The organism is Pseudomonas sp. Irchel 3E20, from assembly GCF_900187645.1.
In the GTDB taxonomy this organism is placed as follows: domain Bacteria; phylum Pseudomonadota; class Gammaproteobacteria; order Pseudomonadales; family Pseudomonadaceae; genus Aquipseudomonas.
Genome location: NZ_FYEE01000005.1, coordinates 214,837 through 240,284, shown reverse-complemented (window position 1 = coordinate 240,284; position 25,448 = coordinate 214,837). Strand labels below are relative to the sequence as shown.

General features: G+C 64.6%; 20 protein-coding genes and 2 tRNA genes. 15 read left to right on the top strand and 7 right to left on the bottom strand.

The genetic code is table 11. The annotated features are described in order from the left end of the window. Positions 1-159: 159 nt before the first annotated feature. Complete coding sequence (locus CKW13_RS11985) at positions 160-1,821, bottom strand: OFA family MFS transporter (RefSeq protein WP_095108824.1); 1,662 nt, start codon at positions 1,819-1,821, stop codon at positions 160-162. Positions 1,822-2,045: 224 nt separating this feature from the next. On the opposite strand from CKW13_RS11985, the gene CKW13_RS11980 reads away from it, so the two are divergent. The 5 genes from CKW13_RS11980 to CKW13_RS11960 all read left to right on the top strand — a co-directional run bounded on the left by CKW13_RS11980 (position 2,046) and on the right by CKW13_RS11960 (position 6,270). Next, positions 2,046-2,444, top strand: a complete 399-nt coding sequence (locus tag CKW13_RS11980) for an acetyl-CoA sensor PanZ family protein (RefSeq protein WP_095108823.1) — start codon at positions 2,046-2,048, stop codon at positions 2,442-2,444. An 83-nt stretch (positions 2,445-2,527) separates the two neighbouring features. Next, on the top strand, positions 2,528-4,759 hold the full coding sequence (locus tag CKW13_RS11975) for an AsmA family protein (protein WP_095108822.1): 2,232 nt from the start codon (positions 2,528-2,530) through the stop codon (positions 4,757-4,759). Continuing rightward, positions 4,756-5,823 carry an A/G-specific adenine glycosylase gene (gene mutY / locus CKW13_RS11970; RefSeq protein ID WP_095108821.1) on the top strand — a complete coding sequence of 356 codons (1,068 nt, stop codon included), beginning with the start codon at positions 4,756-4,758 and terminating at the stop codon, positions 5,821-5,823. The genes CKW13_RS11975 and mutY overlap by 4 nt, the downstream gene beginning before the upstream one ends. Continuing rightward, entirely contained in the window at positions 5,820-6,092 is a 273-nt protein-coding gene (locus tag CKW13_RS11965) for an oxidative damage protection protein (protein ID WP_095108820.1), read from the top strand. Before mutY ends, CKW13_RS11965 begins: the two co-directional genes overlap by 4 nt. 102 nt (positions 6,093-6,194) lie before the next feature. Beyond that, a tRNA-Phe gene (locus CKW13_RS11960) sits at positions 6,195-6,270 on the top strand. Positions 6,271-6,419: 149 nt separating this feature from the next. On the opposite strand, the gene CKW13_RS11955 is transcribed toward CKW13_RS11960, so the two are convergent. From CKW13_RS11955 to CKW13_RS11930, 6 genes are all read right to left on the bottom strand, one after another. Further along, positions 6,420-7,793 carry a DUF1329 domain-containing protein gene (locus CKW13_RS11955; protein ID WP_095108819.1) on the bottom strand — a complete coding sequence of 458 codons (1,374 nt, stop codon included), beginning with the start codon at positions 7,791-7,793 and terminating at the stop codon, positions 6,420-6,422. Positions 7,794-7,849: 56 nt separating this feature from the next. Then, entirely contained in the window at positions 7,850-9,793 is a 1,944-nt protein-coding gene (locus CKW13_RS11950; protein WP_095108818.1) for a DUF1302 domain-containing protein, read from the bottom strand. Between the two features lie 38 nt (positions 9,794-9,831). Continuing rightward, the gene (locus CKW13_RS11945) at positions 9,832-11,130 is read right to left on the bottom strand and encodes a phospholipase (RefSeq protein ID WP_095108817.1); all 1,299 of its coding nucleotides are present in this window, start codon (positions 11,128-11,130) and stop codon (positions 9,832-9,834) included. 288 nt (positions 11,131-11,418) lie between these two features. Further along, a complete protein-coding gene (locus CKW13_RS11940; protein WP_095108816.1) occupies positions 11,419-12,978 on the bottom strand; it encodes an FGGY-family carbohydrate kinase in 1,560 nt (519 codons plus the stop codon). Between the two features lie 19 nt (positions 12,979-12,997). After that, positions 12,998-14,599 (bottom strand): glycerol-3-phosphate dehydrogenase/oxidase, encoded by a 1,602-nt coding sequence (locus CKW13_RS11935; RefSeq protein WP_095108815.1) that lies wholly within the window; start codon positions 14,597-14,599, stop codon positions 12,998-13,000. Positions 14,600-14,602: 3 nt separating this feature from the next. Next, the gene (locus CKW13_RS11930) at positions 14,603-16,198 is read right to left on the bottom strand and encodes an FAD-binding oxidoreductase (RefSeq protein ID WP_095108814.1); all 1,596 of its coding nucleotides are present in this window, start codon (positions 16,196-16,198) and stop codon (positions 14,603-14,605) included. A 243-nt stretch (positions 16,199-16,441) separates the two neighbouring features. Between CKW13_RS11930 and CKW13_RS11925 the strand changes: the two genes are divergently transcribed. The 10 genes from CKW13_RS11925 (at position 16,442) to CKW13_RS11875 (ending at position 25,236) form a co-directional block, all read left to right on the top strand. Then, positions 16,442-17,449 (top strand): AraC family transcriptional regulator, encoded by a 1,008-nt coding sequence (locus CKW13_RS11925; RefSeq protein ID WP_095108813.1) that lies wholly within the window; start codon positions 16,442-16,444, stop codon positions 17,447-17,449. A gap of 327 nt (positions 17,450-17,776) precedes the next feature. Continuing rightward, positions 17,777-18,196, top strand: coding sequence for a hypothetical protein (locus CKW13_RS11915; RefSeq protein ID WP_095108812.1), 420 nt, complete (start codon positions 17,777-17,779; stop codon positions 18,194-18,196). Between the two features lie 5 nt (positions 18,197-18,201). Further along, a complete protein-coding gene (locus CKW13_RS11910) occupies positions 18,202-18,642 on the top strand; it encodes a hypothetical protein (RefSeq protein ID WP_095108811.1) in 441 nt (146 codons plus the stop codon). A gap of 377 nt (positions 18,643-19,019) precedes the next feature. Then, positions 19,020-19,793 carry an ABC transporter ATP-binding protein gene (locus CKW13_RS11905; protein ID WP_095108810.1) on the top strand — a complete coding sequence of 258 codons (774 nt, stop codon included), beginning with the start codon at positions 19,020-19,022 and terminating at the stop codon, positions 19,791-19,793. A gap of 13 nt (positions 19,794-19,806) precedes the next feature. Beyond that, on the top strand, positions 19,807-20,559 hold the full coding sequence (locus tag CKW13_RS11900) for an ABC transporter substrate-binding protein (protein WP_095108809.1): 753 nt from the start codon (positions 19,807-19,809) through the stop codon (positions 20,557-20,559). A 72-nt stretch (positions 20,560-20,631) separates the two neighbouring features. Continuing rightward, positions 20,632-21,327, top strand: a complete 696-nt coding sequence (locus tag CKW13_RS11895) for an ABC transporter permease (protein WP_095108808.1) — start codon at positions 20,632-20,634, stop codon at positions 21,325-21,327. Further along, positions 21,324-22,013, top strand: a complete 690-nt coding sequence (locus CKW13_RS11890; RefSeq protein WP_095108807.1) for an ABC transporter permease — start codon at positions 21,324-21,326, stop codon at positions 22,011-22,013. Before CKW13_RS11895 ends, CKW13_RS11890 begins: the two co-directional genes overlap by 4 nt. Further along, positions 21,994-23,223 (top strand): methyltransferase, encoded by a 1,230-nt coding sequence (locus CKW13_RS11885; RefSeq protein WP_095108806.1) that lies wholly within the window; start codon positions 21,994-21,996, stop codon positions 23,221-23,223. The genes CKW13_RS11890 and CKW13_RS11885 overlap by 20 nt, the downstream gene beginning before the upstream one ends. A gap of 297 nt (positions 23,224-23,520) precedes the next feature. Further along, entirely contained in the window at positions 23,521-24,762 is a 1,242-nt protein-coding gene (locus CKW13_RS11880; protein ID WP_095108805.1) for a nucleoside deaminase, read from the top strand. 398 nt (positions 24,763-25,160) lie between these two features. Further along, a tRNA-Thr gene (locus CKW13_RS11875) sits at positions 25,161-25,236 on the top strand. The last annotated feature ends 212 nt before the right edge of the window (positions 25,237-25,448 follow it).

The following is a 25,448-nucleotide window of genomic DNA, read 5'->3' as shown; positions in this document are numbered from 1 at the left end:
TGTGCGTACAAGCTGGTTTTAGCGGACCGGGTTTGCCGTGCGAGATGGAGGAATGCGGGCTTGTGTGGGAGCGGGCCTGCCCGCGCTTGCAGAATGTCGATCAACATCACCTTTTCTGACACGCCGCCGTCGCGGGCAAGCCCGCTCCCACAAAGGAGGTTAGTGAAACAACACCGCCGTCTTCTGCAACGTCACCCACACCCCCCACGCCAACGGGACGCCCACCGCCAGCCAGGCCGCAACCACCCAGGGCCGGCTGCTTTCGCTGGCCTGCCATTGCAGCACCGTGCTGCTGTCGGCGCCTTTGTCGTGGCCCAGGGCCTGTTCGGCGGCGAGTTGGGCGTCGGTCATGAAGTATTTGTCCGCCACCGGCCGCACCAACAGGTTGCAGAGGAACCCCAGCACCAGCAGGCCGGCGAGGATGTACAGGGTGATGTCATAGGCCGCCGCGCGCTCGACGCCGATGCTCAACTGATATTCGCGCAGGTAGTTCACCAGCACCGGCCCCAACACCCCGGCCGCCGCCCACGCGGTGAGCAGGCGCCCATGGATGGCGCCAACCATCTGTGTGCCGAACAGGTCCGCCAGGTAGGCCGGCACCGTGGCAAAACCACCGCCGTACATCGACAGGATGATGCAGAACGCCGCCACGAACAGCGCCACGTTACCCAGGTGGCCGAGGTTGGGGATCAGCGCATACAGCGCAAAACCCAGGGCAAAGAACACGAAATAGGTGTTCTTGCGCCCCAGGTAGTCGGAAAACGACGCCCAGAAAAACCGCCCGCCAATGTTGAACAGGCTGAGCAAACCGGTGAAGCCGGCAGCAATGGCGGCGACCTGCGCCAATTGCGCGGCATCCAGTTGGCTGAAGGTCAGGTCGTTGCCCAGCAGTTTGCCGGCAAACACCTCCTGCAACAGCGGCGAGGCCATGCCCAGGATGCCGATGCCCGCCGAGACGTTCAGGCACAGCACCAGCCACACCAAAGCAAACTGCGGGGTTTTCCAGGCCACGCTCACATGCACATGGCGGTGGGTAATCATCGCGTTGGCGGTTTTTTTCGCCGGTGGGCTCCAGCCTTCAGGCTTCCAACCGGTGGGCGGCACGCGGTAGGCCAGCGCACCGCCGATCATGAACACGAAGTAAATCGCCGCCATCACCACAAAGCTCTGCCACACGCCGACGCTGGTGGACGAAGCGAAATGGCCCATCAGCAACGCCGCCAGCGGCGCACCGACCATCGCCCCGCCGCCAAAGCCCATGATCGCCATGCCGGTGGCCATGCCGCGTTTGTCGGGGAACCACTTGATAAGGGTCGAGACTGGCGAGATATAACCCAGGCCCAGGCCGATACCGCCGATCACCCCGGAGCCGAGCCACATCAGCCAGATCTGGTGGGTGTAGACCCCCAGCGCGGAAATCAGCAAGCCACCGCACCAGCACAACGCCGATACCACACCGGCCTTGCGCGGCCCGGCGTGCTCCAGCCAACCGCCCCAGACAGCCGCCGAGCAGCCCAGGAAAATGAAGAACAGGGTGTAGATCCAGCCCAACATGGAGATCGGCCAGTCGCACTGCGCCGAAAAAACCTGCTCGATAAACCTGGTGCCCGGCGCGCAGGCCACGGCCGTGGTCACGCCCCACGCCTTGGACAGCGGAATCCAGAACACCGAAAAGCCATAGGCCATGCCGATGCACAAATGAATGGCCAACGCGGCCGGCGGAACCAGCCAACGGTTGAACCCGGGCTTGGCAATAATGCGCTCCTTGGCCAGGAACGCGGGCTGCGCAGCGATGCTGCCAGCCTCGGTGCTGATGCTCATCTTGTTGTATCCCCCAATGTTGAGTAGCGTTCGCCGGCCGCACTTCGCCCCAGCCTTGGTGCACGCAGGCATGGCTGTTTTATCGGGTGAAGCTCCAAGAACGCGACGTTAAGCCGCAGAAGGACGGGCGAACCGGCAGAGGTTACCATTTGCGTCTGGCGGATAAACCCTGCTGATCCGGCGTTTTATGCGCCATCTGTACTTGCCCCGCACAAGGAACCCCCATGCCCATCGTTGTCCAGACGCTGCACGAAGCGACCTACCAGGACCAGCAAGACTTGCGCAAGATCTACCACGACGCGCCGCCCTGGCTATTCGCGCCGTTTGCCGACGACCTGCAGCTGATCGAAAGCGCCCTGGCCGAGGCTAGCCTGATCGCCGGGCGCTTCAACGATCGCCTGCTGGGTGCGGCGCGCCTGCAACGCCAGGGGCAGGTCTGGCATCTTTCCCAACTATGCGTACGAAAAATCACCCGACGACGTGGAGTAGCGGAACGCCTGGTGTGCGAAGCCCAGCGTATGGCCGCGCAACAAGGCGCGCAGCTGCGCCTGCAAGCCCCCGCCGGCCACCTGGAGGCCCAGGCCCTGGCCGCCAAACTGCACCTGCCGCTGGACCTGCTGTAACCGTACCCGGTAGTCAGGCACCGGGTTGGCGGCGCTATACTCCCCGGCTAATTCCGCACTCGACACACTGAAAGGACGCGCCCATGAAAGCGTTTGGCAAAATCCTGGGGCTGGTCATTCTCGGGCTGTTGCTGGTCATCGTGGCCCTGGGCTTTGCCCTGACCCACCTGTTCGACCCCAACGACTACAAAGACGAGATCCGCCAGATCGCCCGCGACAAGGCCCACATCGAGCTGACACTCAATGGCGACATCGGCTGGAGCCTCTTCCCTTGGCTGGGCCTGGAGCTGCATGACGCCGGCATCGCCACCCTGACCAACCCCGACAAGCCGTTCGCCGACCTGCAAATGCTCGGCCTCTCCGTGCGCGTACTGCCCCTGCTGCGCCGCGAAGTGCAGATGAGCGACGTGCGGGTCGAAGGCCTGAACCTGCGCCTGAACCGCGACAAGCACGGCCACGGCAACTGGCAAGACATCGGCAAGGCCAAGGCGCCCGACACCGCCGCCACGCCGAAAGTAGACGCCAGCACCACCCCCGCCACGCCTGCCCCGGCGCCGGAAAAACCCGCGCAACCGATCCGCCTGGACATCGACAGCCTGACCGTGAACAACGCCCGGGTTGAATACTTCGACGAACAAAGCGGCCAGCAACTAAGCGCCGAGAGCATCCAGTTGAGCACCGGGGCCATCCACGAAGGCAGCAATATCCCGCTCAAGCTCACTGCGTTCCTGAGCAGCAACCAACCCGTGGTGCGGGTACGTTCGGAGCTGGCCGGCGAGCTGCGTTTTGACCGCGCCCTCCAGCGCTATCAGTTCGAGGACATGAAACTGTCCGGCGAAGTTTCCGGTGAACCGCTGCAAGGCAAGACCATGACCTTCGCCGCCCAAGGCCAGTTGCTGGTAGACATGGCCGCCAACATTGCCGAGTGGAACGGCCTGAAAATCTCCGCCAACCAGTTGCGCGCCCTGGGCGAACTGAAGGTCAACGACCTGGACAAGACCCCGCAGATCAGCGGTGGCCTGTCGATTGCCCAGTTCGACCTGACGAAATTCGTCGACAGCATCGGCCAGACCCTGCCCGCCATGGGCGAAGGCAGCCTGAGCAAGGTCGAACTGGTCAGCCGCCTCAAGGGCACGCCCACCAGCCTGGCCCTGGAAGACCTCAACCTGAAGCTCGACGCCAGCACCTTCACCGGGCGCATCGCCGTCGACGACTTCGCCAAGCAATCCCTGCGCGTGCAGCTCAAGGGCGACACCCTCGACGTCGACCGCTACCTGCCGCCCAAATCCGCCCAAGCCAACAGCGCCGCCGTGGCGCGCCAGGCCGAAGTCAAGAGCAGCGAGGCGGACGCCATGGCCAGCGCCGGCGCGGGCACCACGCCGCTGCCGGACGCGCCGACCAAGGGCGCCTGGAGCACCGAACGCCTGCTGCCGGTGGAACGCCTGGGCAAACTGGACATCGCCGCCGACCTCAACTTCGGCCGACTGACCCTCGACAAACTGCCGATCCACAACGCCGCGCTCAAGGCCTCCGGCCAGGGCGGCGTGCTCAAGCTGGAAAACCTGCGCGGCGAGCTCTACAACGGCACGTTCGAGGCCAGCGGCAACCTCGACGTGCGCCCCGCTGCGCCGCTGCTGAGCCTGCGCACGCGCCTCAACAAAGTGCCGGTCGAACGCATCCTCGAAAGCCAGGGCCAAGTGCCCCAGGTCAAAGGCCTGGTCAACCTCGACAGCAACCTGAGCGGCAGCGGCAACAGCCAGAAAGCCCTGGTGGACAGCCTCAATGGCAACGTCGGCTTCGTCATCAACAACGGCGTGCTGGTCAACGCCAACCTTGAGCAGCAACTGTGCCAAGGCATCGCCCTGCTCAACCGCAAGACCCTGAGCGGCACTCCGCGCGGCAAGGACACGCCCTTCCAGGAACTCAAAGGCAACCTGACCCTGCGCAACGGCGTGGCCAGCAACCCGGACCTGAAAGTGCGCATCCCCGGCCTGACCGTCAACGGCAACGGCGACGTCGACCTGCGCGTGCTGGGCATGGACTACCGCGTGGGCATCATCATCGAAGGCGACAAGCGCGACATGCCCGACCCGGCCTGCGCCGTGAACCCACGCTACGAAGGCATCGAGTGGCCACTGCGCTGCCGCGGCCCGCTGGAGCTGGGCGCCAAGGCCTGCCGCCTGGACAAGGACGGCCTCGGCCAGGTCGCAACCAAGCTGGCGGGCAACAAGCTCAGCGAAAAACTGGAAGAGAAACTCGGCGACAAGGTCAGCCCCGAGTTGAAAAACGCCCTTAAAGGTCTGTTCAAAAAATGACATCCGAGCAGTTTTCCAACGCCGTGCTGAGCTGGTACGACCGCCACGGCCGCCACGACCTGCCCTGGCAACAAGGCATCACGCCTTACCGGGTGTGGGTCTCGGAAATCATGTTGCAGCAGACCCAGGTCAGCACCGTGCTCAACTACTTCGACCGCTTCATGGCCGCACTGCCCACGGTGCAAGCCCTGGCCGAGGCCCCGGAAGATGAAGTGCTGCACCTGTGGACGGGCCTGGGCTACTACACCCGCGCGCGCAACCTGCAAAAGACCGCGCAGATCATCGTCGCCGAACATGGCGGCCAATTCCCCCGGGACGTGGAAAAACTCGTCGAACTGCCGGGCATCGGCCTGTCCACCGCCGGCGCCATCGCCAGCCTGAGCATGGGCCTGCGGGCGCCGATCCTCGACGGCAACGTCAAACGCGTGCTGGCGCGCTTCACCGCCCAGGAGGGCTACCCGGGCGAACCGAAGGTGGCCAAGGCGTTGTGGGCTACCGCAGAGCGCTTCACGCCCTATGACCGGGTCAACGCCTACACCCAGGCGATGATGGACATGGGCGCCACCCTCTGCACCCGCAGCAAGCCCAGTTGCCTGCTGTGCCCGCTGGAAACCGGCTGCCAGGCACACCTGCTGGGCCTGGAAACCCGCTACCCAATCCCCAAGCCGCGCAAGAGCATCCCGCAAAAACGCACCCTGATGCCCCTGCTGGCCAACCGCGACGGCGCCATTCTGCTCTACCGGCGCCCATCCACGGGCCTGTGGGGCGGGTTGTGGAGCCTGCCGGAACTCGACGACCTACAGGACCTGGAACACCTGGCGCTGCAGCATTCCCTGCACATGGGCCAACAGCAGCAAATGCCTGGGCTGATCCACACCTTCAGCCACTTCCAACTGGCCATCGAGCCCTGGCTGGTGCGGGTCGAGGAATCGGCCCACCACGTGGCCGAGGCCGACTGGCTCTGGTATAACCTCGCCACCCCGCCGCGCCTGGGCCTTGCCGCCCCGGTGAAAAAACTGCTCAAGCGCGCGGCCGACGTATTGAACGCAGGAGAGTCGTCATGACCCGCACCATCATGTGCCGCAAGTACCACGAAGAACTGCCCGCCCTCGAGCGCCCTCCGTTCCCTGGCGCCAAAGGCCAGGACATCTTCGACCACGTCTCGCAAAAAGCCTGGGGCGACTGGCAAAAACACCAGACCCTGCTCATCAACGAAAAACGCCTGAACATGATGAACGCCGAAGACCGCAAATACCTGCAAGGCGAAATGGACAAGTTCTTCAGCGGCGAGGATTACGCCAAGGCCGAAGGCTATGTGCCCCCCGCCGAATAACCCCACAAAACCGATGCCGGGTCGTAAGCGACGGTAATAATTAAATATTTTTAGAAAACTTGCTTGACGACCCCCTGAAAAACCCGTTTAATGCGCCCCGTTGCCCAGATAGCTCAGTCGGTAGAGCAGGGGATTGAAAATCCCCGTGTCGGCGGTTCGATTCCGTCTCTGGGCACCACTTATTAGCTTCAGGTGGTGCAAACATCATCCGAAGCACACAAAAAACCCGCCTAGTGCGGGTTTTTTGCTTTCTGCGGTTTGGGTTCCCTTCTTCTCTTCGCTTACTGGCACGCCCAGGCCTTTTCAGGCCCGGGCGCAGCCTTGGGCTTAGCGCGTACCCCGCAGGCGCAGGGCCGACGGCATGAAGTACGAATCCGGCGGCACGGGTTGGGCGAAGTCCACGGTCTGGGTTTCTTCGTTGTCCAGGTTCTGTACGTAGTAGCGCCGTGCTTGCAGGTCGTGGAAGACGTCCAGGGCGCTCCAGGTGGTGGGCAGGTCGTAGAAGTTCTTCAGGTACGCCATCGACACCCGCCACAGCTCGCCTCGGCCATCGTACTGGTCGACCACCGCCGCGCCCCAACTGTCCTCATCGAGAAACAACACACGCTTGGAGTAGATGTGCCGCGCCGTCGGCTTGAGGGTGCCTTCCACCACCCACACCCGGTGCAGCTCGTAGCGGGTGTACTGCGGGTTGAGGTGGCCGGGCTTGAGCAGGTCGGCGTACTTCACGTCGGGGCTGGAGACTTTGTAGTTGTTGTACGGGATGTAGATTTCCTTCTTGCCCACCAATTTCCAGTCGTAACGGTCCGGCGCGCCGTTGTACATGTCGGTGTCGTCGGCGGTGCGCAGGCCATCGGAGGCGGCGATAGGCGTGTCGTAGGCCAGGTTCGGCGCGCGGCGCACGCGGCGCTGGCCGGCGTCGTAGATCCAGGCCTGGCGCGGCTCTTTGATCTGGTCCAGGGTTTCGTGCACCAGGGCTGCGCCCCCGGCCAGGCGCGCCGGGCTCTTGACGAAGGCCAGGTAGTAGAACAGCACGTTTTTCAGGTCCGTGAAGGCGCCGTCCTTGCGGTAGTAGTTGAACAGCGCTTCCTGCTGGGAGGTGACCAACGAGAAGCTGCCGTTACGCTGCACCGGCACTTCCGAGGCGCGGCGCACCACGTAGGTACCGCGATAGCGGGTGACGTGGTTCCACAGCGCGCTCACCCCATCCGCCGGGATCGGAAACGGCACCCCGCCATAGGCCCCGGCAAAGCCGTTGCCGCCTTCAAGCAAAGTGGCGCTGGTGGCGTTCTTGAACGTGTTGTCGTACACCCATTGCGGCGCCGCGCCGGAGCGGCGGCTGGGGTAGACCGGCATCTGGAAGCTGTCCGGGTAGCTGTTGAACAGGGCGATCTGGCCCACGGTGAGCTGGCCCCTGTATTGCTCCAGGTTGGCCTTGGTGATGGTGAACAGCGGTTTGTCGGCGGCGAACGGATCGATGTGGTGCTTGCCCGGCTCGTAGCCCTTGGGCGCCTGGGTGATGCCACCGTCCCACGCCGGGATGGTGCCCGCCGCGTTCCCCGCGCGCTCGGCGCCCAAAGGCGTGAGGGTGGTTTTGAGTTGCTGCGCCTGCTGCGCACTGACCGCCGCCAACGCCTGGCCGGCGCACGCGCTCAGGGCCAGCGCCAGGGCGGCGTTCATCAGGGTGTGTTGCTTGAACATGGAAAGACTCCAAAACGGATAACGGCCATGGGCCCGGCGCACTGCTGCCGGAACACTCACAGGAAGTACTTGAGGTTGAAACCGATGTTGTCGCGGTCGCGGATGCCGTTGTTTTGCCCGCCGCCGTAGAACTCGGTGTATTGCAGTTCGGCCTCCAGCTTGTTCTGGTAGGTGGCTTTGACCCCCAGGGTGTAAGCCTTGCGGCCTTCGATGAAGTTGCCGGCCTGGTAGGAGTTGCCCTTGAAGTCGTCCTTGTAGACCGCGTAGGGCGAGACGTTGACCCCGGCGTACACGTCGTTCCAGGTGCCGTTGAACATCAGGGTGTAGCCGTAGGAGTTGGCGCTGACCTGATCGTCCTTCTCCCCGCCAGATACGTAGGAGTAGTTACCGGTGCCCGCGTAGTGGCGGGTGCTGCCATCCCACGCGCTGTACTTCAGGCTGCTGCCGCGCAGGTGCTCGGTGGCCAGCTCGAAGATGCCGAACAGCGAGTCGAAGCCCACGCTCGGGCCGAAGTTGTAGATGGTGCCCAGGGACGTGTTGAACGCCTCGACCCGCTCGGAGTTATCGATGTTGCTGTCCAGGGTCACCCATTGCCCGCCGATGTTCACCGCTTGCCCCGCCGCAGCCGCAGCCGCGCCGTTGGCCAGGTCGCCGATCAGGTCGTTGGTGGCCGCCACGCCGATGGGCAGGTTCGGCCGGTAGGCCACTTCACCGAACACCGAGGCCTTGCCCAAGGTGGTGTTGAAGCTCAGGCCGTACATGCGGATGTCTTCGGCGTAGTTGCGGTGGGCCTGGATGTTGCCCATCACGTCGGCGGTGGCCAGGCCATTGGCGAGCGCCTGGGCCTGGGCGCCGGCGAGGCCACGGAGCATATCGGTCAGGGCATCCATGTCGATGCCTTTGTAGCCGCCCAGGTTGGCGGCGATGGTCGGTTCCTTGGCGTGGTAGTTGACCAAGTACATGCCGAACTCGGTGCTGTTGAGTTCTTCGGCGATGTAGCGCATGGCGAAACCGTACTGGCCGTCGTTACGGGCGTTGTAGTCGCGGCCGATGGAGGCGACCTTCAGGGTGTTGCCGTAGGCCGGGGTCACGCCGTTGGCATACAGCCCGGTGCTGCCCAGGGCGCTGGCCAGCGCCGGGTTGTTGCCCAGGCCCTGGTACAGGCCGATGACGTTGCCGAACACCGGCACCGGGGTGTCCAGGGCGGTGCCGCCGAAGTCGTTGTAGCCGGTGCGCCCGCCGTCGGCGAACAGGTCGGTTTGCGCGTAGAAAGTGCCCACCGGGTCGATACGGGTTTCTTTCCAGTTCCACTGGTAGAAGCTTTCCAGGGTCAAGTTGTCGCTCAGGCCGATGTTGAAGCTCACCGCCTCTACCGGCATCAGCACTTCCTTGACCTCGGCGCCGGGCAAGCGGTACTTGGCCGCATCCACCGGGTTGGTGGTGTTGACGCCGCCGCGGTAGAACAGCCCTTCGCCCCAGTTGAACACCTGGCGCCCCAGGCGCGCGGTCACGGGCAGGTCGCCCACATCCCAGTTGCCGTAGACGTAAGAGTCGAGGATTTCGACGTGATGGCCGGCGATGTCGCGGGTCTGGTCGGTGAAGCGGTCGTCGTTGGGGTAGCTTTGGCTGGGCTGGGACGGGTTGTTGTTTTGCTTGTAGTCGTTGCGCTTGTCCATGATCTGGCTGTCGTAGAACGCGGTGCCGCGCACGAACAGGCCGTAGTTCTGGTAAGTCGCCTCCAGCTCGGAGGTGATCTTGTACACCTCGGAAACCATGCCGGTATCGAAGTTACGGTTGCCGTCATTGGTGTTGACGTCATCATTGCTCTGCTCGCGCCCCTGCACCCGCCAGAGCTGGCCGTACGACAGGGTGCTGTCGAACGAACCCTTGACCTCGTTGCCCAGCACGCTGAACTCCATGGCCTGGGTGCCCTGCGCCGCGCACAGTAACCCCGCCAGCCCCAACCCCACACTGCCCTGTCGCCGCAAACCGATTGTCATTGTTGTTATCTCCTGTTCGGACCTGTTCTGTTGAGTAGTCAGTGCGCGCCCATGCCGGCCCTGACGAAATTGCGGCTGTGGGCACCCATGTGCCGCAGCAGCTCGACCAATTGGCTGTTGAGCGGTTCGTGGTCGTAGGTTTGCCGCTGTAGCTGATTGCCCTGGCTAAAGCCCTGCACCCCGCCGGACGCCGCCAGCCACTGGCCGATGGCCTCATCGAACGCGGCAGCCTGGGCATTGGCTTGGGCGGCCACCACGTCGCGGGCATAGGCCGTGCTGTAGGGCGGGTACGTGGCGTCGCGGGCGGTGTCGGCGTAAGCGGCGAGCATCGGGTGCGGCGCCTTGGCCAGCAGCAATTGCTCTAGCCACGCGCCCTGGTATTTCTCCACTTCGGTGTGGCGGGTGGCGACGCGGGCGATGGCGGCTTTTTTCTCGCTGTCGAACCCGGCCAGGGCCTTGCCTTCCATCAGCAACATGCCCGCCAGGTCGGCACCCGGCAGCGGCGTGGCGTGGTAGGGCTGGGTCAGGTCTTGCACGTAATGCAGGCCCCAGCCGAGGAAGCGGTAGCCCCAGTAGGGGTGGCCAGTGGCGAAGGCGAACCGCGCCAGGTCGAAATACTGGTAGATGCGCCAATCCGGCCAACTGCGCTTGAGGAACGGCGCGCCGGCGTAGATCACCGCGCTTTCGTGGAAAAAGCCGATGTGGAACGGCGCCTGGGAACTGTACTCAAAGCGCTCGTCGCCGAACGACTGCACGCCAAAACCGTAGAGCGCGCCGACTTCGCCGGGGTTGTCGCTGAACAGGTTGATGTCGTGGCCGTAGTCGGGTTCGTCCGCCGCCGTGGCCAGCACCGCCAGTGGCGCGATCTGCTCCCCCGGCGCCAGGGCGATAAAACGCTGGGTGGCCCAGGGCGAGAGGGTCTGCGCCACCATCACTTGGCTAGGTTTGAGGTGGCCACGCGCGGGCTCGTCCTGGCCGGGCAACGGCTGGAACATCAGCGCCAGGTGGATCTGCGGGTTGACGCGCAACGCCATGAGGAACGCACGGCGCGGGTCGCTCGCCGGGGTGGTGGTCAGGGCCAGGTCGTCCGGGCGCGGCGGGTAATCGGCGAAGTGCTCGCGGGCGAAGCTTTCCTGGGCTTGCAGCAGCGCCACCAGGCCCGTGTGCTCTTGGGCGAGGAATTGCTCCAAGGGCTCGACTTCCACTGTGGGCGCCTCGCGCAACGGGGCAACGTCCTGCAAGGCCAGGTAACTGCCCAACGTATGGTTGGACCACCCCCACGCACCGGGAGCAAACCCGGCAAGCCCCAGCAGGGCGATCACAAACGGCAACTTCATCGGCTTTTCGCTCTTATTTGGATGAACCGGCAGTGCAACCGAGCCTAACAACCGCCCCCCAGACCGGCACTGTCCGATCCCGCCAAAAAAACTCACCGATAGCGCCATGCCAAAGCGGCGCAGGGTAACGGTGGAAGCGAGCCTGCTCGCGATGGCAGCGGCACATTCAGCTCCGGTGTTGGCTGATCCACGGCTATCGCGAGCAGGGCTCGCTCACACGGGGGCATGTTTTTTTGAGGTTGGGTTGCAGCCAACAGCAGGTGTGGGGCCCCCACACCTGCCCGGGTATCACGCCGGGTAGCCGGTGATGTCGCGGATGCTCTGGTACAGCGGCTTGAGCTGGCGGTACATGCGCAGGTAAACCTCCTTGTACAAGCGCTCGTAGGTGCGCTGGGCCTGGGGGTCGGGCTCGAAGACGTCGCCAATGCGGGTCATGGCGGCGATGGCGGTGGCAAAATCCGCGTGCAGGCCCAGGCCCACCGCGCAGGCAATCGCCGCACCCAGGCCGGAAGCTTCATAGACGTGCGGGCGTTCGGCGGGCAGGCCGAAAATGTCCGCCGTCAGTTGCATCGCCGCGTCGCTCTGGGAGCCGCCGCCCGCCACCCGCAGGCGCGTGACCGGGGTGCCCGAACGCTTCTCGATGCGTTCCTTGCCCTGGCGCAGGGCATAGGCCAAGCCTTCGAGGATCGCCCGGTAAATGTGCGCGCGGGTGTGCACGTCGCCAAAACCGATCATCGCGCCCTTGGCCTCCGTACCCGGCTCGCGGATGCCCGGCGACCAGTAGGGTTGCAGGGTCAGGCCCATGGACCCGGGCGGCACCGCGTTGACCAGCGCATCGAACAACTGCTCCGGCTCCAGCCCTTGCTCGCGGGCCTGCTGCACTTCGCGCAGGCCGAATTCGCGCTTGAACCAACTGACCATCCAATAGCCACGATAAATCATCACCTCGCAGTTGAAGTGGTCCGGCACCGCCGCCGGGTAGGGCGGGATCAGCGGCACGGTTTCCAGGTAACGCGAGCGGGTGGTGGTGATGGTCGCCGTGGTGCCGTAGGACAGGCACGCGGTAGACGCATCGATCACCCCGCTGCCAAGCACTTCGCAAGCCTTGTCGGCACCGGCGGCGATCAGCGCCAGGCCTTCGGGAATGCCGGTGTGGCGGCTGGCTTCGGCACTGATGCGGCCCAGGATCTGCCCCGGTTTGAGCAGCGTGGGCAGTTGCTCCGGGCGCACGGCCACCGCTTGCCACTTCCAGTCCCGCGGCGCGGCCCAGCGCAGGCGTTTGTAGTCGAACGGCAGGTAGCCCACGCAGCAGCCCACCGAGTCAACGAAATTGCCGGTCAGGCGGTGGGTAAGAAACCCTGAGAGCAGCAGCAGTTTGTGGGTCTTGCTCCAGATGTCGGGCTGGTGCTGGGCCACCCAATTGGCCTCGGCCTGGGCGCGAAAGTAATCCACCGTGCCTTGCACGCCGAGGGCCTTGAACAGCCAGCCCCACGGGCCTTTGATCGAACCCTTAACCTCGGCCTGGCGCTGGTCCAGCCACAGGATCGCCGGGCGCAGGGCCTGGCCCTGGGCATCGACGTTAATCACGGTGCCGCGCTGGGTGGTCAGGGACACCCCACGGATCTGGCTGCGGTCAACGCCGGTCTGCGCCCACAACTGCTGGCAGGCCTCGCCCAGTTTGGCCCAGTAGTAATCCGGGTCCTGCTCGGCCCAGCCGGGGTGTTTGGAGTAGTAGGCCTCCAGTTCCACCTTGCCCTTGCCCAGCAAGTTGCCCTGCAGATCAAACAGCAAGGCCCGCACGCTCTGGGTGCCGTTGTCGATCGCCAGCAGATAGTTTTTGTCGTTCATGGAGAACCGTGCCAGCCAGTCAAAGTAAATCGGTGGTAGAAAGCGGCGCATCGGCCGGGACGCCGTGATACCTGCGCCAAAGCGCCCGGTAGCGCTGTTCTTCGTCAGCCCAGCGGCCATCGTTCCAGCCCAGGCGTGGTTGGCACAGGAGGCGGATTTGCCCCAGGTACGCCGCACCGCCGTCGGCCAGCAGCAGGCCCAGGCGCGTGCGGCGCAGCAGCAGGTCGTCCAGGTGCAGCACCAGTTCCTGTTCGGCGGCGAAGGCCAGTTCCGCCCACAGGGTAGCCGTCGCGCCCACGGTGTCGCTGCCCAATTGCGCCACCAGTTGCGCCAACCTCGGTAGATCACGGCCATGGCGCCCGGCCAGGCGTCGCCATTGGCTGGGGTTCAGGCCCGGGATTTCCAGGGCCGGCACCGGGGCGAACACGGGCGCGCCGTTATCCTCGACGCTGCGTCCCAGTTCCTCGGCGCAGGCGCGCAGCACCTCGATGGCTTGCGGGCGGAACGTGGTCAGTTTGCCGCCAGCCAGGGTCACGCAACCCGGCTCGCGCCACAGCACGTGCTCGCGGGTTGCATTCGACGGCTTGCCCGCGCCGCTGCCGACCACCGGGCGCACGCCGGACCAGGTGGACAACACGTCTTGAGCCGTCACCCGCGCCTGGGGGAACTGCTGGGCACACGCGGCCAGCAGGTACTGCACTTCGTCGGTGCTGATGCTCGCGCTCTGGTCGAGGTCTTCGCGGTGGTCCAGGTCGGTGGTGCCGATCACCGTCGCGCCTTCCCAGGGGAAGACAAACACCGGGCGCCGGTCCTGGGCGTGAATAAAGCTCAACGCCTGGGCCACCGGCAGGCGCCAACCCGGCACCAGCAAATGGCTGCCGCGCAGGGGCCGCAATTGGCTGCCTGCGCTGGGCGGGCGCAGGCGTTCGGCCCAGGCGCCGGTGGCTACCGCCAGCATGCGGCAGCCCAGGGTCAGGGCCGCGCCGCTTTCGCTGTCCTGGGCCTGCACGCCGCAGACCCTGCCGTTTTCGCGCAGCAGGCCGGTCACCTGCACACCGTTGACCACACACGCGCCGTCGGCCCGGGCCTCGGCCAGCACACGCATGACCAGCCGTGCGTCGTCGGTCAGGGCATCGACAAAACAGGAGCCGCCCAACAGCCCCGGCGCCTTGACCCCGGGGGCGAGGAAATGCAGTTGCGGCGCGCTGACAAAGCGGTGGTTGCGCCGCCCGGCGAGGGCGTCGTACACCGTCAGCAGGCCGCCAAACACCCGCGGCCCGGGGAAAGCGCCACGGTAATGGGGCATCACGAAGCCCATGGCGTCCACCAGCCCCGGCGCTTCGTCCAGCAGGCGCTGGCGTTCGCGCACCGAATCGCGGGTCAGGCGCCATTGGCCGCTGGCGATGTAGCGCAGGCCGCCGTGGACCATTTTCGAGGAACGGCTCGAGGTGCCCCAGGCAAAGTCGCGTTGCTCCAGCAGCAGGCAACGCCAGCCCCGGCGCGCCGCTTCACGCAGGATGCCGGCGCCGCTGATGCCGCCACCGATGACGATCAAGTCCCAGGGTTGCGCGGCCAGGGTCGCCAGGGTGGCGTCACGCCAATGGGCGTTCCAGGCAGTCATCGGTCATTGCTCCAGCAGGGTGCCAGGGTTAAGGCGCCCTTGCGGGTCGAAGTGCTCGCCCAGGCTGTGCAACGCGGCGATGGCCAGGGCGCCCTTCTCGCGCACCAGGTAGGGCGCGTGGTCCTTGCCCACGCCGTGCTGGTGGCTGATGGTGCCGTGGTTGTCGACGATGGTTTGGCTGGCGGCGTGCTTCAACGCCTGCCAGCGCGCCAGGGTGGCCGGGTAGTCCGCCGCCGGGCGGAACACGTAGCTGGTGTAGATGCTCGAACCCTGGCCATAGACGTGGGACAGGTGGGTGAACACATGCACCTGCTCGCCCTCGGCGGCCAGGCAATCGCGCAGGCTGCTTTCGACCTTGTTCAGCAGGTTGTCGACGTTGCTCCAATCGGTGGCGGTTTCCAGGGTGTCGACTACGTAACCGGCGTTCCACAGGTTCTCGCGCAGGTACGGAAAGCGAAAGCGGTTCTGCGCCCACTTGTTACCCAGCAAGGTGCCGGTGAACACCCCGCCGAACGCCTTGAGGTGGCGCTTGGCCTGGGCCAGGGACAGCGCATTCTGGCGCCGATCGCCAGTCACGCCGAAGGTCAGCAGGCACTTGCCCGCGCTGGCGCCGCGCAAGCTCAGGTACTTCTCCAGCCAGGCGATCTGGCGCGGGTGCCCGGCCAGGGCCAGTTGGGTTTCGGTTTCCACGGCATTGGACAGGCGCAGCATCGACAGCGGCACCCGCGCCTGGGCCAGATGGCGGATCGCCTGCAAGGCCCTGGGCCAGTCGGGCAGGAACACGCCGTAAAAGCGCTCGTCGTCGGCCAGCGCAGTGACCCGCACCTTGACCTGGGAAATGATCCCGAAGCGCCCTTCGCTGCCGAGCACCACCTCGCGCAAGTCCGGCCCCGCCGCTGAGGCCGGGAACGCGGGGATCTGCAACGACCCGGCGAAGGTTTCCAGGGTGCCGCCAGCGAACAGTTGCTCGATGCGCCCGTAGCGCAGCGATTGCTGGCCGCTGGAACGGCTGGCGACCCAGCCGCCCAGGGTCGACAGCTCCCACGATTGCGGAAAGTGGCCGAGGGTGTAGCCGCGGGCGCGCAATTGGCTTTCCACTTGCGGGCCGGTGGCGCCGGGCTCGAAGGTGGCGATCAGGCTTTGTTCGTCGAGGTCGAGCAGGCGATTCATCCGCGCCAGCGACACCGTGACCACCGGGCGCGGGCCGTGCAGCGGGTTGATGTGCCCGGCCACCGAGGTGCCGCCGCCGTAAGGGATCAGGCACAGGTCGCGCTCAGCCGCCAGGGCCAGCAACTCGCGCACCTGGGCGGCGCTTTGCGGGTAGGCCACGGCGTCCGGGTAGAGGCCGGGCTTGCCTTCGCGCAGGGCCAGCCAATCGGGCAGGCTCTGGCCGCGGGCGTGGAGCAGGCGATCCTGGGCTTGCAGGCTGTACAGGGGGTGTGCGGCCAGGCGCGAGGGCGGCACCTGCACCAGGGCCTGTTCCAGGGTCGCGTCCGGCAGTGCCCGCCCGGTGCCCACACGCTGGGCGAGAAACGCCGCGCCGTGGGCCGGCAGTTCCACCACTGTGCTTTCTTCGCCCCAGCCATTCCAGCGTCGCATGCGTGTCTTCCTTTGCTGTTCTTATTGGATCGTTCGTCTGGCGCCCATACTAGCCAGCCGCCAGCGGGGCGGGACTGTCCCATCGGGACAGATGGAGTAGCCAATTAAGTCAGCGCGGGTGCGCCATTTACTTTAGTCGCGGTTTGCCATTACCTTTCAGAGCGCTGACGAGCTCACCCGCTGCGCATAAGCCCCATTACCCGGACGTGGACACCCGAACGACTCGTCGCCAGGAATACGATCATGCAGCCCCTCGGCTTTACCTCGATCCCGCCCCTGCTCAAGTACCTGCGCCATGCCGAACAACTGGGCGTGGCCATCACCCCTGCGCTCGACGCCTCGGGCCTGCGCGCCGAGCAACTGAACGACAACACCCTGCGCGTGCCCAACGAGGCCCACGAACGGCTGCTCGAGCACCTGTGCCAGGCCTCGGGCGACCCACTGTTCGGCCTGCACTCGGCGCGTTATGTGCTGCCCAATTCCTGGAGCGTGCTGGGCTACATCACCATGAACTGCGCGACCCTGGGCGAAGCCATGAGCCGCATCGAGCCGTTCGAGAAACTGGTGGGCGACATGGGCACCAGCCGCATCGAGGCCGGTGCCGACCATGTGCGCCTGGCGTGGGACTGCCGCCACCAACCGCCCCAGGTGCGCCGGCACATGATCGAAAGCGTGCTGGCCTCGTGGATGCTCTACGCCCGCTGGATCGCCGACACCCAGGTGTCCCCCGGCGCGGTGTGGCTGGAGCACCCGCTGCCGGCCGGCACGCGCCTTGAGCAATACGAGGATTTTTTCGGCTGCCCGGTGCTGTTCGGGCAACCCTGCTCCGCCCTGCTGGTGCCCCTGGCGTACCTGCAACTGCCCCTGCGCCAGGCCGACCCCAACCTGCTGCGCACCCTCGAAGAACACGCTCTGGGGCTGATGGCCGAACTGGTGGACGCGCCGCTGCCGCTGCGGGTGAAAAACGCCCTGCGCCAACTACTCAAGGACGGCCTGCCGCGCAAGGAACGGGTCGCCGAACAATTCGCCATGACCGTGCGCACCCTGCAACGCCAACTGCAACAGGCCGGCACCAGCTACCAGCAGATCCTCGACGACCTGCGCCAGGAGCTGGCCGAACACTACCTGCGCCACAGCGACCTGCCGATCCAGGACATCGCCCACTACCTGGGCTTCACCGAACCGCGCTCCTTCCACCGCGCCTTCAAAAGCCGCACCCAACTGACGCCGGGGGAATATCGGCAGGGGTGAGCGGGGGCAGTACCAGCCGCAAACTTCGGCTTTTTTTCAGTGCCGTTGGGCAGCACACCCTGTAGGCCGTTACTGCCGCACCTGGGCGAACTGATCCGCCAGGCACGCCAGCAAGCCTGGCGCGCCGTTGATGTGTTGCAGGTACAAACTGCTGGCAAATTGGCCGGCAGATTGTCGAATACGAACAGCAAGGCACGGCCGAGCCGGCTACGGCAGGCACAACAGAATCGCCCGCGCTGAACCACCGCTCACGCCATAAAGCCTTGGGATTTCGCCTCACCTGCGTTTCAATGCTCGCCTTCGCGCCACCTACAGGACCCCATGCCCATGGCATCGGCAAACAAGCAGCACAAACGCGCCCAACGCGCCAAGACCAAAGCCAAGCAGAACCGCGCCCAGCGCACGGCGCCCAGCACCGATAACCTGGACCCCAACGACTCGCGCATCGATTTCGAATCGGTGGACCTGAGCGAGTTATTCGACCTCATGCGCGCCGCCCAGAGCGTCAGCCAGCAGGCGATGTGCACGGTGTTCCTGGCCCACCCATTGCTCGCCCTGGTGGTGGAGCAGGAAGGTGAGGAGACCGCCACCGACTTCATCATCGGCGCCCTGCTCGAATACCGGCAGTGGACCACCGGCGAAGACGAGGAAAGCGCCCTGGCGTGGATCGAGTCCGCGCAGTTCCAGACCGACTACGTCGCCGCCTCGCAAGAGCTCGCGGCCGCCAACCTACAGCAAGCGGATTAAGCCCAATGGCATCTGTCAATAAGCAGCAAAAACGCGCCAAGCGCGCCAAGGCCAAAGCCAAGCAACTGCGCATCAATGGCCGCACGCCGATCGCCATGCACGACGACCCGAACGCCCCCGGCGAGCCGATGCCCCAGTACCTGCTGGATATGTTCGCCCGCATGCGCGAAGCCGAAACCAGCGGCCGCCACGAAATGCTGATGGAACTGCTCAACTCCCTGAGCGCCATCATCAATGATCACCCAGACCTGCTGGACCTGGAAAACGCCGACGACGAAGCCATGGCCGCCACCCACCTGGCTGCCGACATGCTGATCGACTACCGCATGTGGCTCGACAACCTCGACCGCGAGAGCGCCCAGCGCTGGCTCGAAGACCCGCAAGTGATCGCCGACATCAGCACCGCCCTGGACACCTACCGCCAGGCGCTGGAAGCGGTGCAATAACCCTGCACTGGCATCTGTGGGAGCGGGCCTGCCCGCGATGGCGGCCTCACAATCGCTATCGCCGGCAAGCCAGGCTCCTACGGCTGCTCCCACAAAGCCCCCCACAGACGCACCTTTGCCCCCTTAACGCTTCCAACACCCGCCCAAAGCTGGCACCATCGCGACCTTTTTTACGCGACACCCGCCGTAAAACGGTTCAAACAGGTGTTCGGTTGTTGATGGCGCGACAGTCTGCTGTGCCGATGCGACAACCTGCCGCACCCTGGTCGTTTCCGCCGCGCGGGGCTGTTGGCTGTCATTCGAACGCTATGCTAGCTTGGCGCCACGCCAGGAAGGCCGCCCAACAGCAGGAGCACAACAGACAATGAGGACCGCACATGGCCCAGGCCGCGCCCGCGCTTGAAATCCGCAACTTGCACAAACGCTACGGCTCGCTGGAAGTCCTCAAGGGGGTTTCGCTGACCGCACGCGACGGCGACGTGATCTCGATCCTGGGTTCCTCCGGTTCCGGTAAGTCCACCTTCCTGCGCTGCATCAACCTGCTGGAAAACCCTCACCAGGGCCAAATTTTTGTCGCCGGCGAAGAGCTCAAGCTCAAGGCCGCGAAAAACGGCGAGCTGATCGCCGCCGACGGCAAGCAAATCAACCGCATGCGCAGCGAAATCGGCTTTGTCTTCCAGAATTTCAACCTCTGGCCCCACATGAGCGTGCTCGACAACATCATCGAGGCGCCGCGCCGGGTCTTGGGGCAAAGCAAGGCCGAGGCCACCGAGGTCGCCGAAGCCCTGCTGGCCAAGGTCGGCATCGGCGACAAGCGCCACGCCTACCCGGCGCAACTCTCCGGCGGCCAGCAGCAACGCGCGGCCATTGCCCGCACACTGGCCATGCAGCCGAAAGTCATTTTGTTCGACGAACCCACCTCAGCCCTTGACCCGGAAATGGTTCAGGAAGTACTTAGTGTGATCCGCGCACTGGCCGAAGAAGGTCGCACTATGCTGCTGGTCACCCACGAGATGGGCTTTGCCCGCCAGGTGTCCAGTGAAGTGGTGTTCCTTCACCAAGGCCTGATCGAAGAGCAAGGATCGCCACAGCAGGTGTTCGATAACCCGCTTTCGGCGCGCTGCAAACAATTCATGTCCAGCAACCGCTAACGGAGCTACACGCATGCAGAGCTATAAGAAATTCCTCCTGGCCGCTGCCGCCACGCTGGTGTTCTCGGCCAACGCGATGGCCGCCGAAAAACTCAAGATGGGCATCGAAGCGGCCTACCCGCCGTTCAACAACAAGGATGCCAGCGGCCAGGTCGTGGGCTTTGACAAAGACATCGGCGACGCCCTGTGCGCCAAGATGAAAGCCGAGTGCGAAGTGGTCACCTCCGACTGGGACGGCATCATCCCGGCCCTGAACAGCAAGAAGTTCGACTTCCTGGTGTCCTCGCTGTCGATCACCGACGAGCGTAAGCAGGCCGTTGACTTCACCGACCGCTACTACTCCAACAAGCTGCAATTCATCGCGCCGAAAAACGTCGACTTCAAAACCGACAAGGCCTCCCTCAAGGGCAAGACCATCGGCACCCAGCGCGCCACCCTGGCCGGCACTTGGCTGGAAGATAACTACGGCGGCGACATCAAAGTCAGTCTCTACGACACCCAGGAAAACGCCTACCTGGACCTGACCTCCGGGCGCGTCGATGGCATCCTGGCCGACAAGTACGTCAACTACGACTGGCTCAAGTCCGATGCCGGCAAAAACTATGAGTTCAAGGGCGAGCCCGTGCTGGAAAGCGACGAAATCGGCATTGCCGTGCGCAAGGGCGACCCGCTGCGTGACAAGCTCAATGCCGCGCTGAAGGAAATCATCGCCGACGGCACCTACAAGAAGATCAACGACAAGTACTTCCCGTTCAGCATCTACTGATACTGACTTGCCCCACCGGCGCCCCCGTGGCGCCGGTTGCCGGCAAACCTGCCGCGGTATGAATAAAAACCCATGAATATCGATCTCTACGGATTCGGCCCGGCGCTTGCCGCGGGCGCGCTGATGACCGTCAAACTGGCACTCACGGCGCTATGCCTGGGGCTGGTGCTCGGTCTGGCCGGCGCCTTGGCCAAGACTTCCCCGTACAAGCCCCTGCAATGGCTGGGCGGCACGTACTCGACCCTGGTTCGCGGCATCCCGGAACTGCTGTGGGTCCTGCTGATTTACTTCGGCACCGTCAACCTGATGCGCATGATCGGCGAATGGTTCGGCAACCCCGACCTCGCCCTCAACGCCTTCGCTGCTGGTGTGATTGCCCTGGGCCTGTGTTTTGGCGCCTACGCCACCGAGGTGTTCCGCGGCGCGATCCTGGCCATCCCCAAGGGCCACCGTGAAGCCGGCGTGGCCTTGGGCCTGTCGAAATTTCGCATCTTCACCCGCTTGATCCTGCCGCAGATGTGGCGCATCGCCCTGCCGGGGCTGGGCAACCTGTTCATGATCCTGATGAAAGACACCGCACTGGTGTCGGTAATTGGCCTGGAAGAAATCATGCGCCACGCGCAAAACGGCGTGACCTTCACTAAGCAGCCGTTCACTTTCTATATGGTCGCCGCCTTCATGTACCTGGGCCTGACCGTGCTGGCCATGATCGGCATGTATTTCCTGGAAAAACGCGCCGCACGCGGCTTCGCGAGGGGCACGCAATGAATTGGGAAGTCATCATCAAGTGGCTGCCGAAACTGGCCCAGGGCGCCACGCTGACCCTGGAACTGGTAGCCATCGCTGTCATCGTCGGGCTGCTGCTGGCCATCCCGCTAGGCATCGCCCGCTCGTCGCGCCTGTGGTACGTGCGCGCCCTGCCCTATGCCTACATTTTCTTCTTCCGCGGCACGCCGCTGCTGGTGCAGCTGTTTTTGGTCTACTACGGCCTGGCACAGTTCGACGCGGTGCGCGCCAGCGCCCTGTGGCCGTACCTGCGCGATCCGTTCTGGTGCGCCACCGCGACCATGACCCTGCACACCGCCGCCTACATTGCCGAGATCCTGCGCGGCGCCATCCAAGCCATTCCGCCCGGCGAAATCGAAGCGGCGCGGGCCTTGGGCATGTCGCGGCCCAAGGCGCTGTTCTACATCATCCTGCCGCGCGCGGCGCGCATCGGCCTGCCGGCCTACAGCAACGAAGTGATCCTGATGCTCAAGGCCAGCGCCTTGGCCAGCACCGTCACCCTGCTGGAACTGACCGGCATGGCGCGCACCATCATTGCCCGCACCTACCTGCCGGTGGAGATCTTCTTCGCGGCAGGCATGTTCTACCTGCTGATGTCCTACATGCTGGTGCGCGGCTTCAAACTGCTGGAGCGCTGGTTACGCGTCGATGCCTGCCAGGGCCGCTGAGCCGACGGTGCTGGAGGGCGAGCAGTTGCTCGCCCGGTTCCAGGAGCTCGACGCCTTACTCACCGCCCACCAAGACCTGTGGCGGCCACGCCCGTTCACCCACCGCCACTTGCCCTGGGAAAGCGACCACCCAGCGCTGGCCCAGTGGCTGCGCGGCCGCTCCCTGGAGGAGGCCGACGCCAGCCACAACCAGCCGCAGCACCTCGCCGCCCCCGCACCGTTTCCCGACCTCGCCCAGCGTTCAGCCCAACTCTGCGCGGTAGGCAGCCTGCCCGTTATCGGGTTGACGCCCGCAGCGGCGCGGCTGGCGGTGGATGTACCAGGGCGCAAATGGCAGCAGATCGAAGCCTTCGCCGCCTGCCTGGACTTCAAGCACCCCGCCAGCCATTGGCTCGACTGGTGCGCCGGTAAAGGCCACTTAGGCCGCCGTCTCCTGCAACCCGGACAACACCTGACCTGCCTGGAGTACGACCCGGCGCTGATCGAGGCCGGCCAGCAGTTGAGCGCCCGCCATCGGCTGCAAGCCAGCCATGTGCAGCAAGATGTCATGGCCGCCGAAGCCGGGTTGCGCCTGAATGCCACCCACACCCCAGTGGCCTTGCACGCCTGCGGCGACCTGCATGTGCGCCTGATGCAACTCGCCAACGCCGCAGGCTGTGGGCAACTGGCCATCGCCCCGTGCTGCTACAACCGCATCCAGGGCGAGCGCTACCAAGCCCTTTCAGCAGCGGCCAAGGCCTGCGCCCTACAACTTTCGCTGGAAGATCTGGCGCTGCCGATGAGCGAAACCGTCACCGCTGGGGCACGAGTCCGACGCCAGCGCGACACCTCCATGGCCCGGCGCCTGGCCTTCGACCTGCTGCAACGGCAACTGCGCGCCAGCGACGACTACCTGCCCACACCGTCCCTATCCGCCGCTTGGCTGGCCAAACCCTTTGCCGACCACTGCCGCGACCTGGCCGCCCTCAAGCACTTATCCACAGTGCCCGAACAAGACTGGCCAGCCCTGGAAGCCGCCGGCTGGCAACGCCTGGCCCACGTGCGCAACCTAGAACTGCTGCGGGGCCTGTTCCGCCGCCCACTGGAACTGTGGTTGGTGCTGGATCGGGCCTTGTTTTTGCAGGAGCGCGGCTACCGCGTGCGCCTCGGGCAGTTCTGCCCTGCGCCCTTGACCCCACGCAACTTATTGGTGCTGGCCGAACGCGACTGATCTGCCGCACAGCCTGTGGATAACTCTGTTGATGGTTTTTCAGGCAAGCCTGTAAATCCCTGGCGTTGCGACGTAAATCAAGCCTGGTCATTTTTTGTTCATAAAATAAAAAGGCGCAAAAACAGTTAGTTAGGCCCCAATGCGAACCGCTCCACAAAACCGCGGCAAATCCGCGCACTTGGCCCACCCGTTGTGCATAAGCACTCTAGCGAAACGTCATAAGCACCCTTGCAAAGCTCAGCTATGGTGTTCAAACGCCAGAGATCCCTGGCGCCCACCGCAAGGAGCACAACACCCATGAGCACAGTGAACAGTGCGCAACAAGCCGTCGAACTGGTCGCCAACCAGGCCATCGACGCCGCCCTGCAACAGACCTTCGCCGTCGGCGGCGCCATCATCGACAACGCCACCGGCAACGTGATCGTCGCCATGCACAACAACGTCCTGATGCCCTTTCCGGGCGCCGCGCAGCCCTACTTCCTGCCCCACGACCCGACCGCCCACGGCGAGCGGCAACTGGTGGACTGGTACTTTGAAAACCGCGTCGCGATGAACCTGCCCGCGCCCGCGCAACTGACCGTGGTCACTACCCTGGACCCTTGCGCCATGTGCGCCGGCTCCCTGCTCACCGCCGGTTTCAACGTGGCCGTCAGCGCCATCGACGACTATGCCGGCATCAACTACAACAGCGCCTTCAGCTTCCCCACCCTGCCGCCAGCAGTGCGCCAGCAGGCGCAGAACAGCTGGGGCTACTACGCCATCGCCGCGCCGGTCAGCCGCGCCTACCAAGGCGCCAACAGCCCAGTATTCAGCCAACAGACCATCGACAGCGCGGCCTACTACCTCACCGCCTCCATCTTCAACGCCAGCGTCACCACCGTGCGCGACGCCAGCAACAACAGCGGCCTGCCGCCCGCACAACTGCAAAACCCGGCCACGCTCCCGGCCCACAGCAAGGTGCGCCAAGCCCTGACCCAACTGAGCCCCTACGCCCTCACCGTCACCTGCCCGAACCCGCGCGACCCCGGCGCTACCCTGGCCCAACCGCTGCTCAACACCGCGCAAAACGCCGACAGCTTCAACGCCGTCGCCCTGCTCGACCCCTTCGGCAACCTGATCGCCTGCCTGGGCGGCGCGGAAAACCAGTCCCCGATCAAAACCGCATTCATGCAAACCACCCGCGGCTACGCCCTGCTGCGCTGGACCCTGATGAACGACCCCGACCCAGCCGTGCGCGCCGAAGCCGCGCAATACCTGACCCACCCCAAATACGGCACCTTCGTCTTCCTCTACGCCCCGGACCCCAGCACCCCACAAGCCGTAATGACCTTCGGCGCCTACGGCTCAACGATGGAAGGCCCCGTGCCACAGAGCTACCCTTCCAACCTGCAATACGTCCTACCACCGGCCAACACCACCCCCCAACAACTCGCCACCCTGGCCCAGAGCTTGCCGCCGTTCTACACCCAAAGCGTACAAGTCTCACCGGCCCAAGTGCTGGACCAGGGGCTGATCGATGCGGTGAAAAACGGGGTTTGACCCAAGAAATGGCCGGCTCGCCGTAAAAGGTGGGCTGGCCTTCACTGTCACGATGACGATATAAATCCTCCCCAATTGACGGCCGAGGTTCGGCGGTTGAAGCACAACTTTGCTCATGATTTGATTTGCTCAGCATCAAAACGGCTGAGCGTATCGGCGTCATGGGTGAGGACTTCTTCCTCACTTTCAAAAACCTTGCTCACACGCAATGTCACTCGAAGCTTAGGAGAGTGTTGAAGTGTTTTAAGCGGTTCTGGTGGTCTCGACAGTTCAGGTGATTGCGACGGTGATACCCGTCAAACCGAGGCGGTTTCGAGCAGCGGCAGAGCCAGCTAAAAATAGTCAGATTTCAGGGGTTTACAGAATCCCGCCAATCGCTATAATCGTCGCCCTAACACGCCGGTATAGCTCAGTTGGTAGAGCAACTGACTTGTAATCAGTAGGTCCCGGGTTCGACTCCTGGTGCCGGCACCATACAAGGTTCCAGAGAAGGCTTTCAAAATCTCTAGACCCCCCGAAAAACCCGCCTTCTGGCGGGTTTTTTCGTTTTAGGGGTTTGTGGGGTGGCGGCAGGGGCCAGGTCATTCGGCAGAAACGGGGTGCTGCGCACTGGTTCGCCATCTTGATTGGTTTAACGTTACGCGGATGGAAGCCAAACCTGGCACGGGTGTACGGAGGATGAGTGG

Excerpts from the sequence above, each read along its gene's own strand:
- CKW13_RS11955 (WP_095108819.1), bottom strand. The coding sequence starts at position 7,793 with ATGTTCAAGCAACACACCCTGATGAACGCCGCCCTGGCGCTGGCCCTG.
- CKW13_RS11940 (WP_095108816.1), bottom strand. The coding sequence starts at position 12,978 with ATGAACGACAAAAACTATCTGCTGGCGATCGACAACGGCACCCAGAGC.
- CKW13_RS11905 (WP_095108810.1), top strand. The coding sequence starts at position 19,020 with ATGGCCCAGGCCGCGCCCGCGCTTGAAATCCGCAACTTGCACAAACGC.
- CKW13_RS11925 (WP_095108813.1), top strand. The coding sequence starts at position 16,442 with ATGCAGCCCCTCGGCTTTACCTCGATCCCGCCCCTGCTCAAGTACCTG.
- mutY (WP_095108821.1), top strand. The coding sequence starts at position 4,756 with ATGACATCCGAGCAGTTTTCCAACGCCGTGCTGAGCTGGTACGACCGC.
- CKW13_RS11965 (WP_095108820.1), top strand. The coding sequence starts at position 5,820 with ATGACCCGCACCATCATGTGCCGCAAGTACCACGAAGAACTGCCCGCC.
- CKW13_RS11975 (WP_095108822.1), top strand. The coding sequence starts at position 2,528 with ATGAAAGCGTTTGGCAAAATCCTGGGGCTGGTCATTCTCGGGCTGTTG.
- CKW13_RS11935 (WP_095108815.1), bottom strand. The coding sequence starts at position 14,599 with ATGACTGCCTGGAACGCCCATTGGCGTGACGCCACCCTGGCGACCCTG.
- CKW13_RS11945 (WP_095108817.1), bottom strand. The coding sequence starts at position 11,130 with ATGAAGTTGCCGTTTGTGATCGCCCTGCTGGGGCTTGCCGGGTTTGCT.
- CKW13_RS11980 (WP_095108823.1), top strand. The coding sequence starts at position 2,046 with ATGCCCATCGTTGTCCAGACGCTGCACGAAGCGACCTACCAGGACCAG.
- CKW13_RS11895 (WP_095108808.1), top strand. The coding sequence starts at position 20,632 with ATGAATATCGATCTCTACGGATTCGGCCCGGCGCTTGCCGCGGGCGCG.
- CKW13_RS11950 (WP_095108818.1), bottom strand. The coding sequence starts at position 9,793 with ATGACAATCGGTTTGCGGCGACAGGGCAGTGTGGGGTTGGGGCTGGCG.
- CKW13_RS11900 (WP_095108809.1), top strand. The coding sequence starts at position 19,807 with ATGCAGAGCTATAAGAAATTCCTCCTGGCCGCTGCCGCCACGCTGGTG.
- CKW13_RS11880 (WP_095108805.1), top strand. The coding sequence starts at position 23,521 with ATGAGCACAGTGAACAGTGCGCAACAAGCCGTCGAACTGGTCGCCAAC.
- CKW13_RS11890 (WP_095108807.1), top strand. The coding sequence starts at position 21,324 with ATGAATTGGGAAGTCATCATCAAGTGGCTGCCGAAACTGGCCCAGGGC.
- CKW13_RS11885 (WP_095108806.1), top strand. The coding sequence starts at position 21,994 with ATGCCTGCCAGGGCCGCTGAGCCGACGGTGCTGGAGGGCGAGCAGTTG.
- CKW13_RS11910 (WP_095108811.1), top strand. The coding sequence starts at position 18,202 with ATGGCATCTGTCAATAAGCAGCAAAAACGCGCCAAGCGCGCCAAGGCC.
- CKW13_RS11915 (WP_095108812.1), top strand. The coding sequence starts at position 17,777 with ATGGCATCGGCAAACAAGCAGCACAAACGCGCCCAACGCGCCAAGACC.
- CKW13_RS11985 (WP_095108824.1), bottom strand. The coding sequence starts at position 1,821 with ATGAGCATCAGCACCGAGGCTGGCAGCATCGCTGCGCAGCCCGCGTTC.
- CKW13_RS11930 (WP_095108814.1), bottom strand. The coding sequence starts at position 16,198 with ATGCGACGCTGGAATGGCTGGGGCGAAGAAAGCACAGTGGTGGAACTG.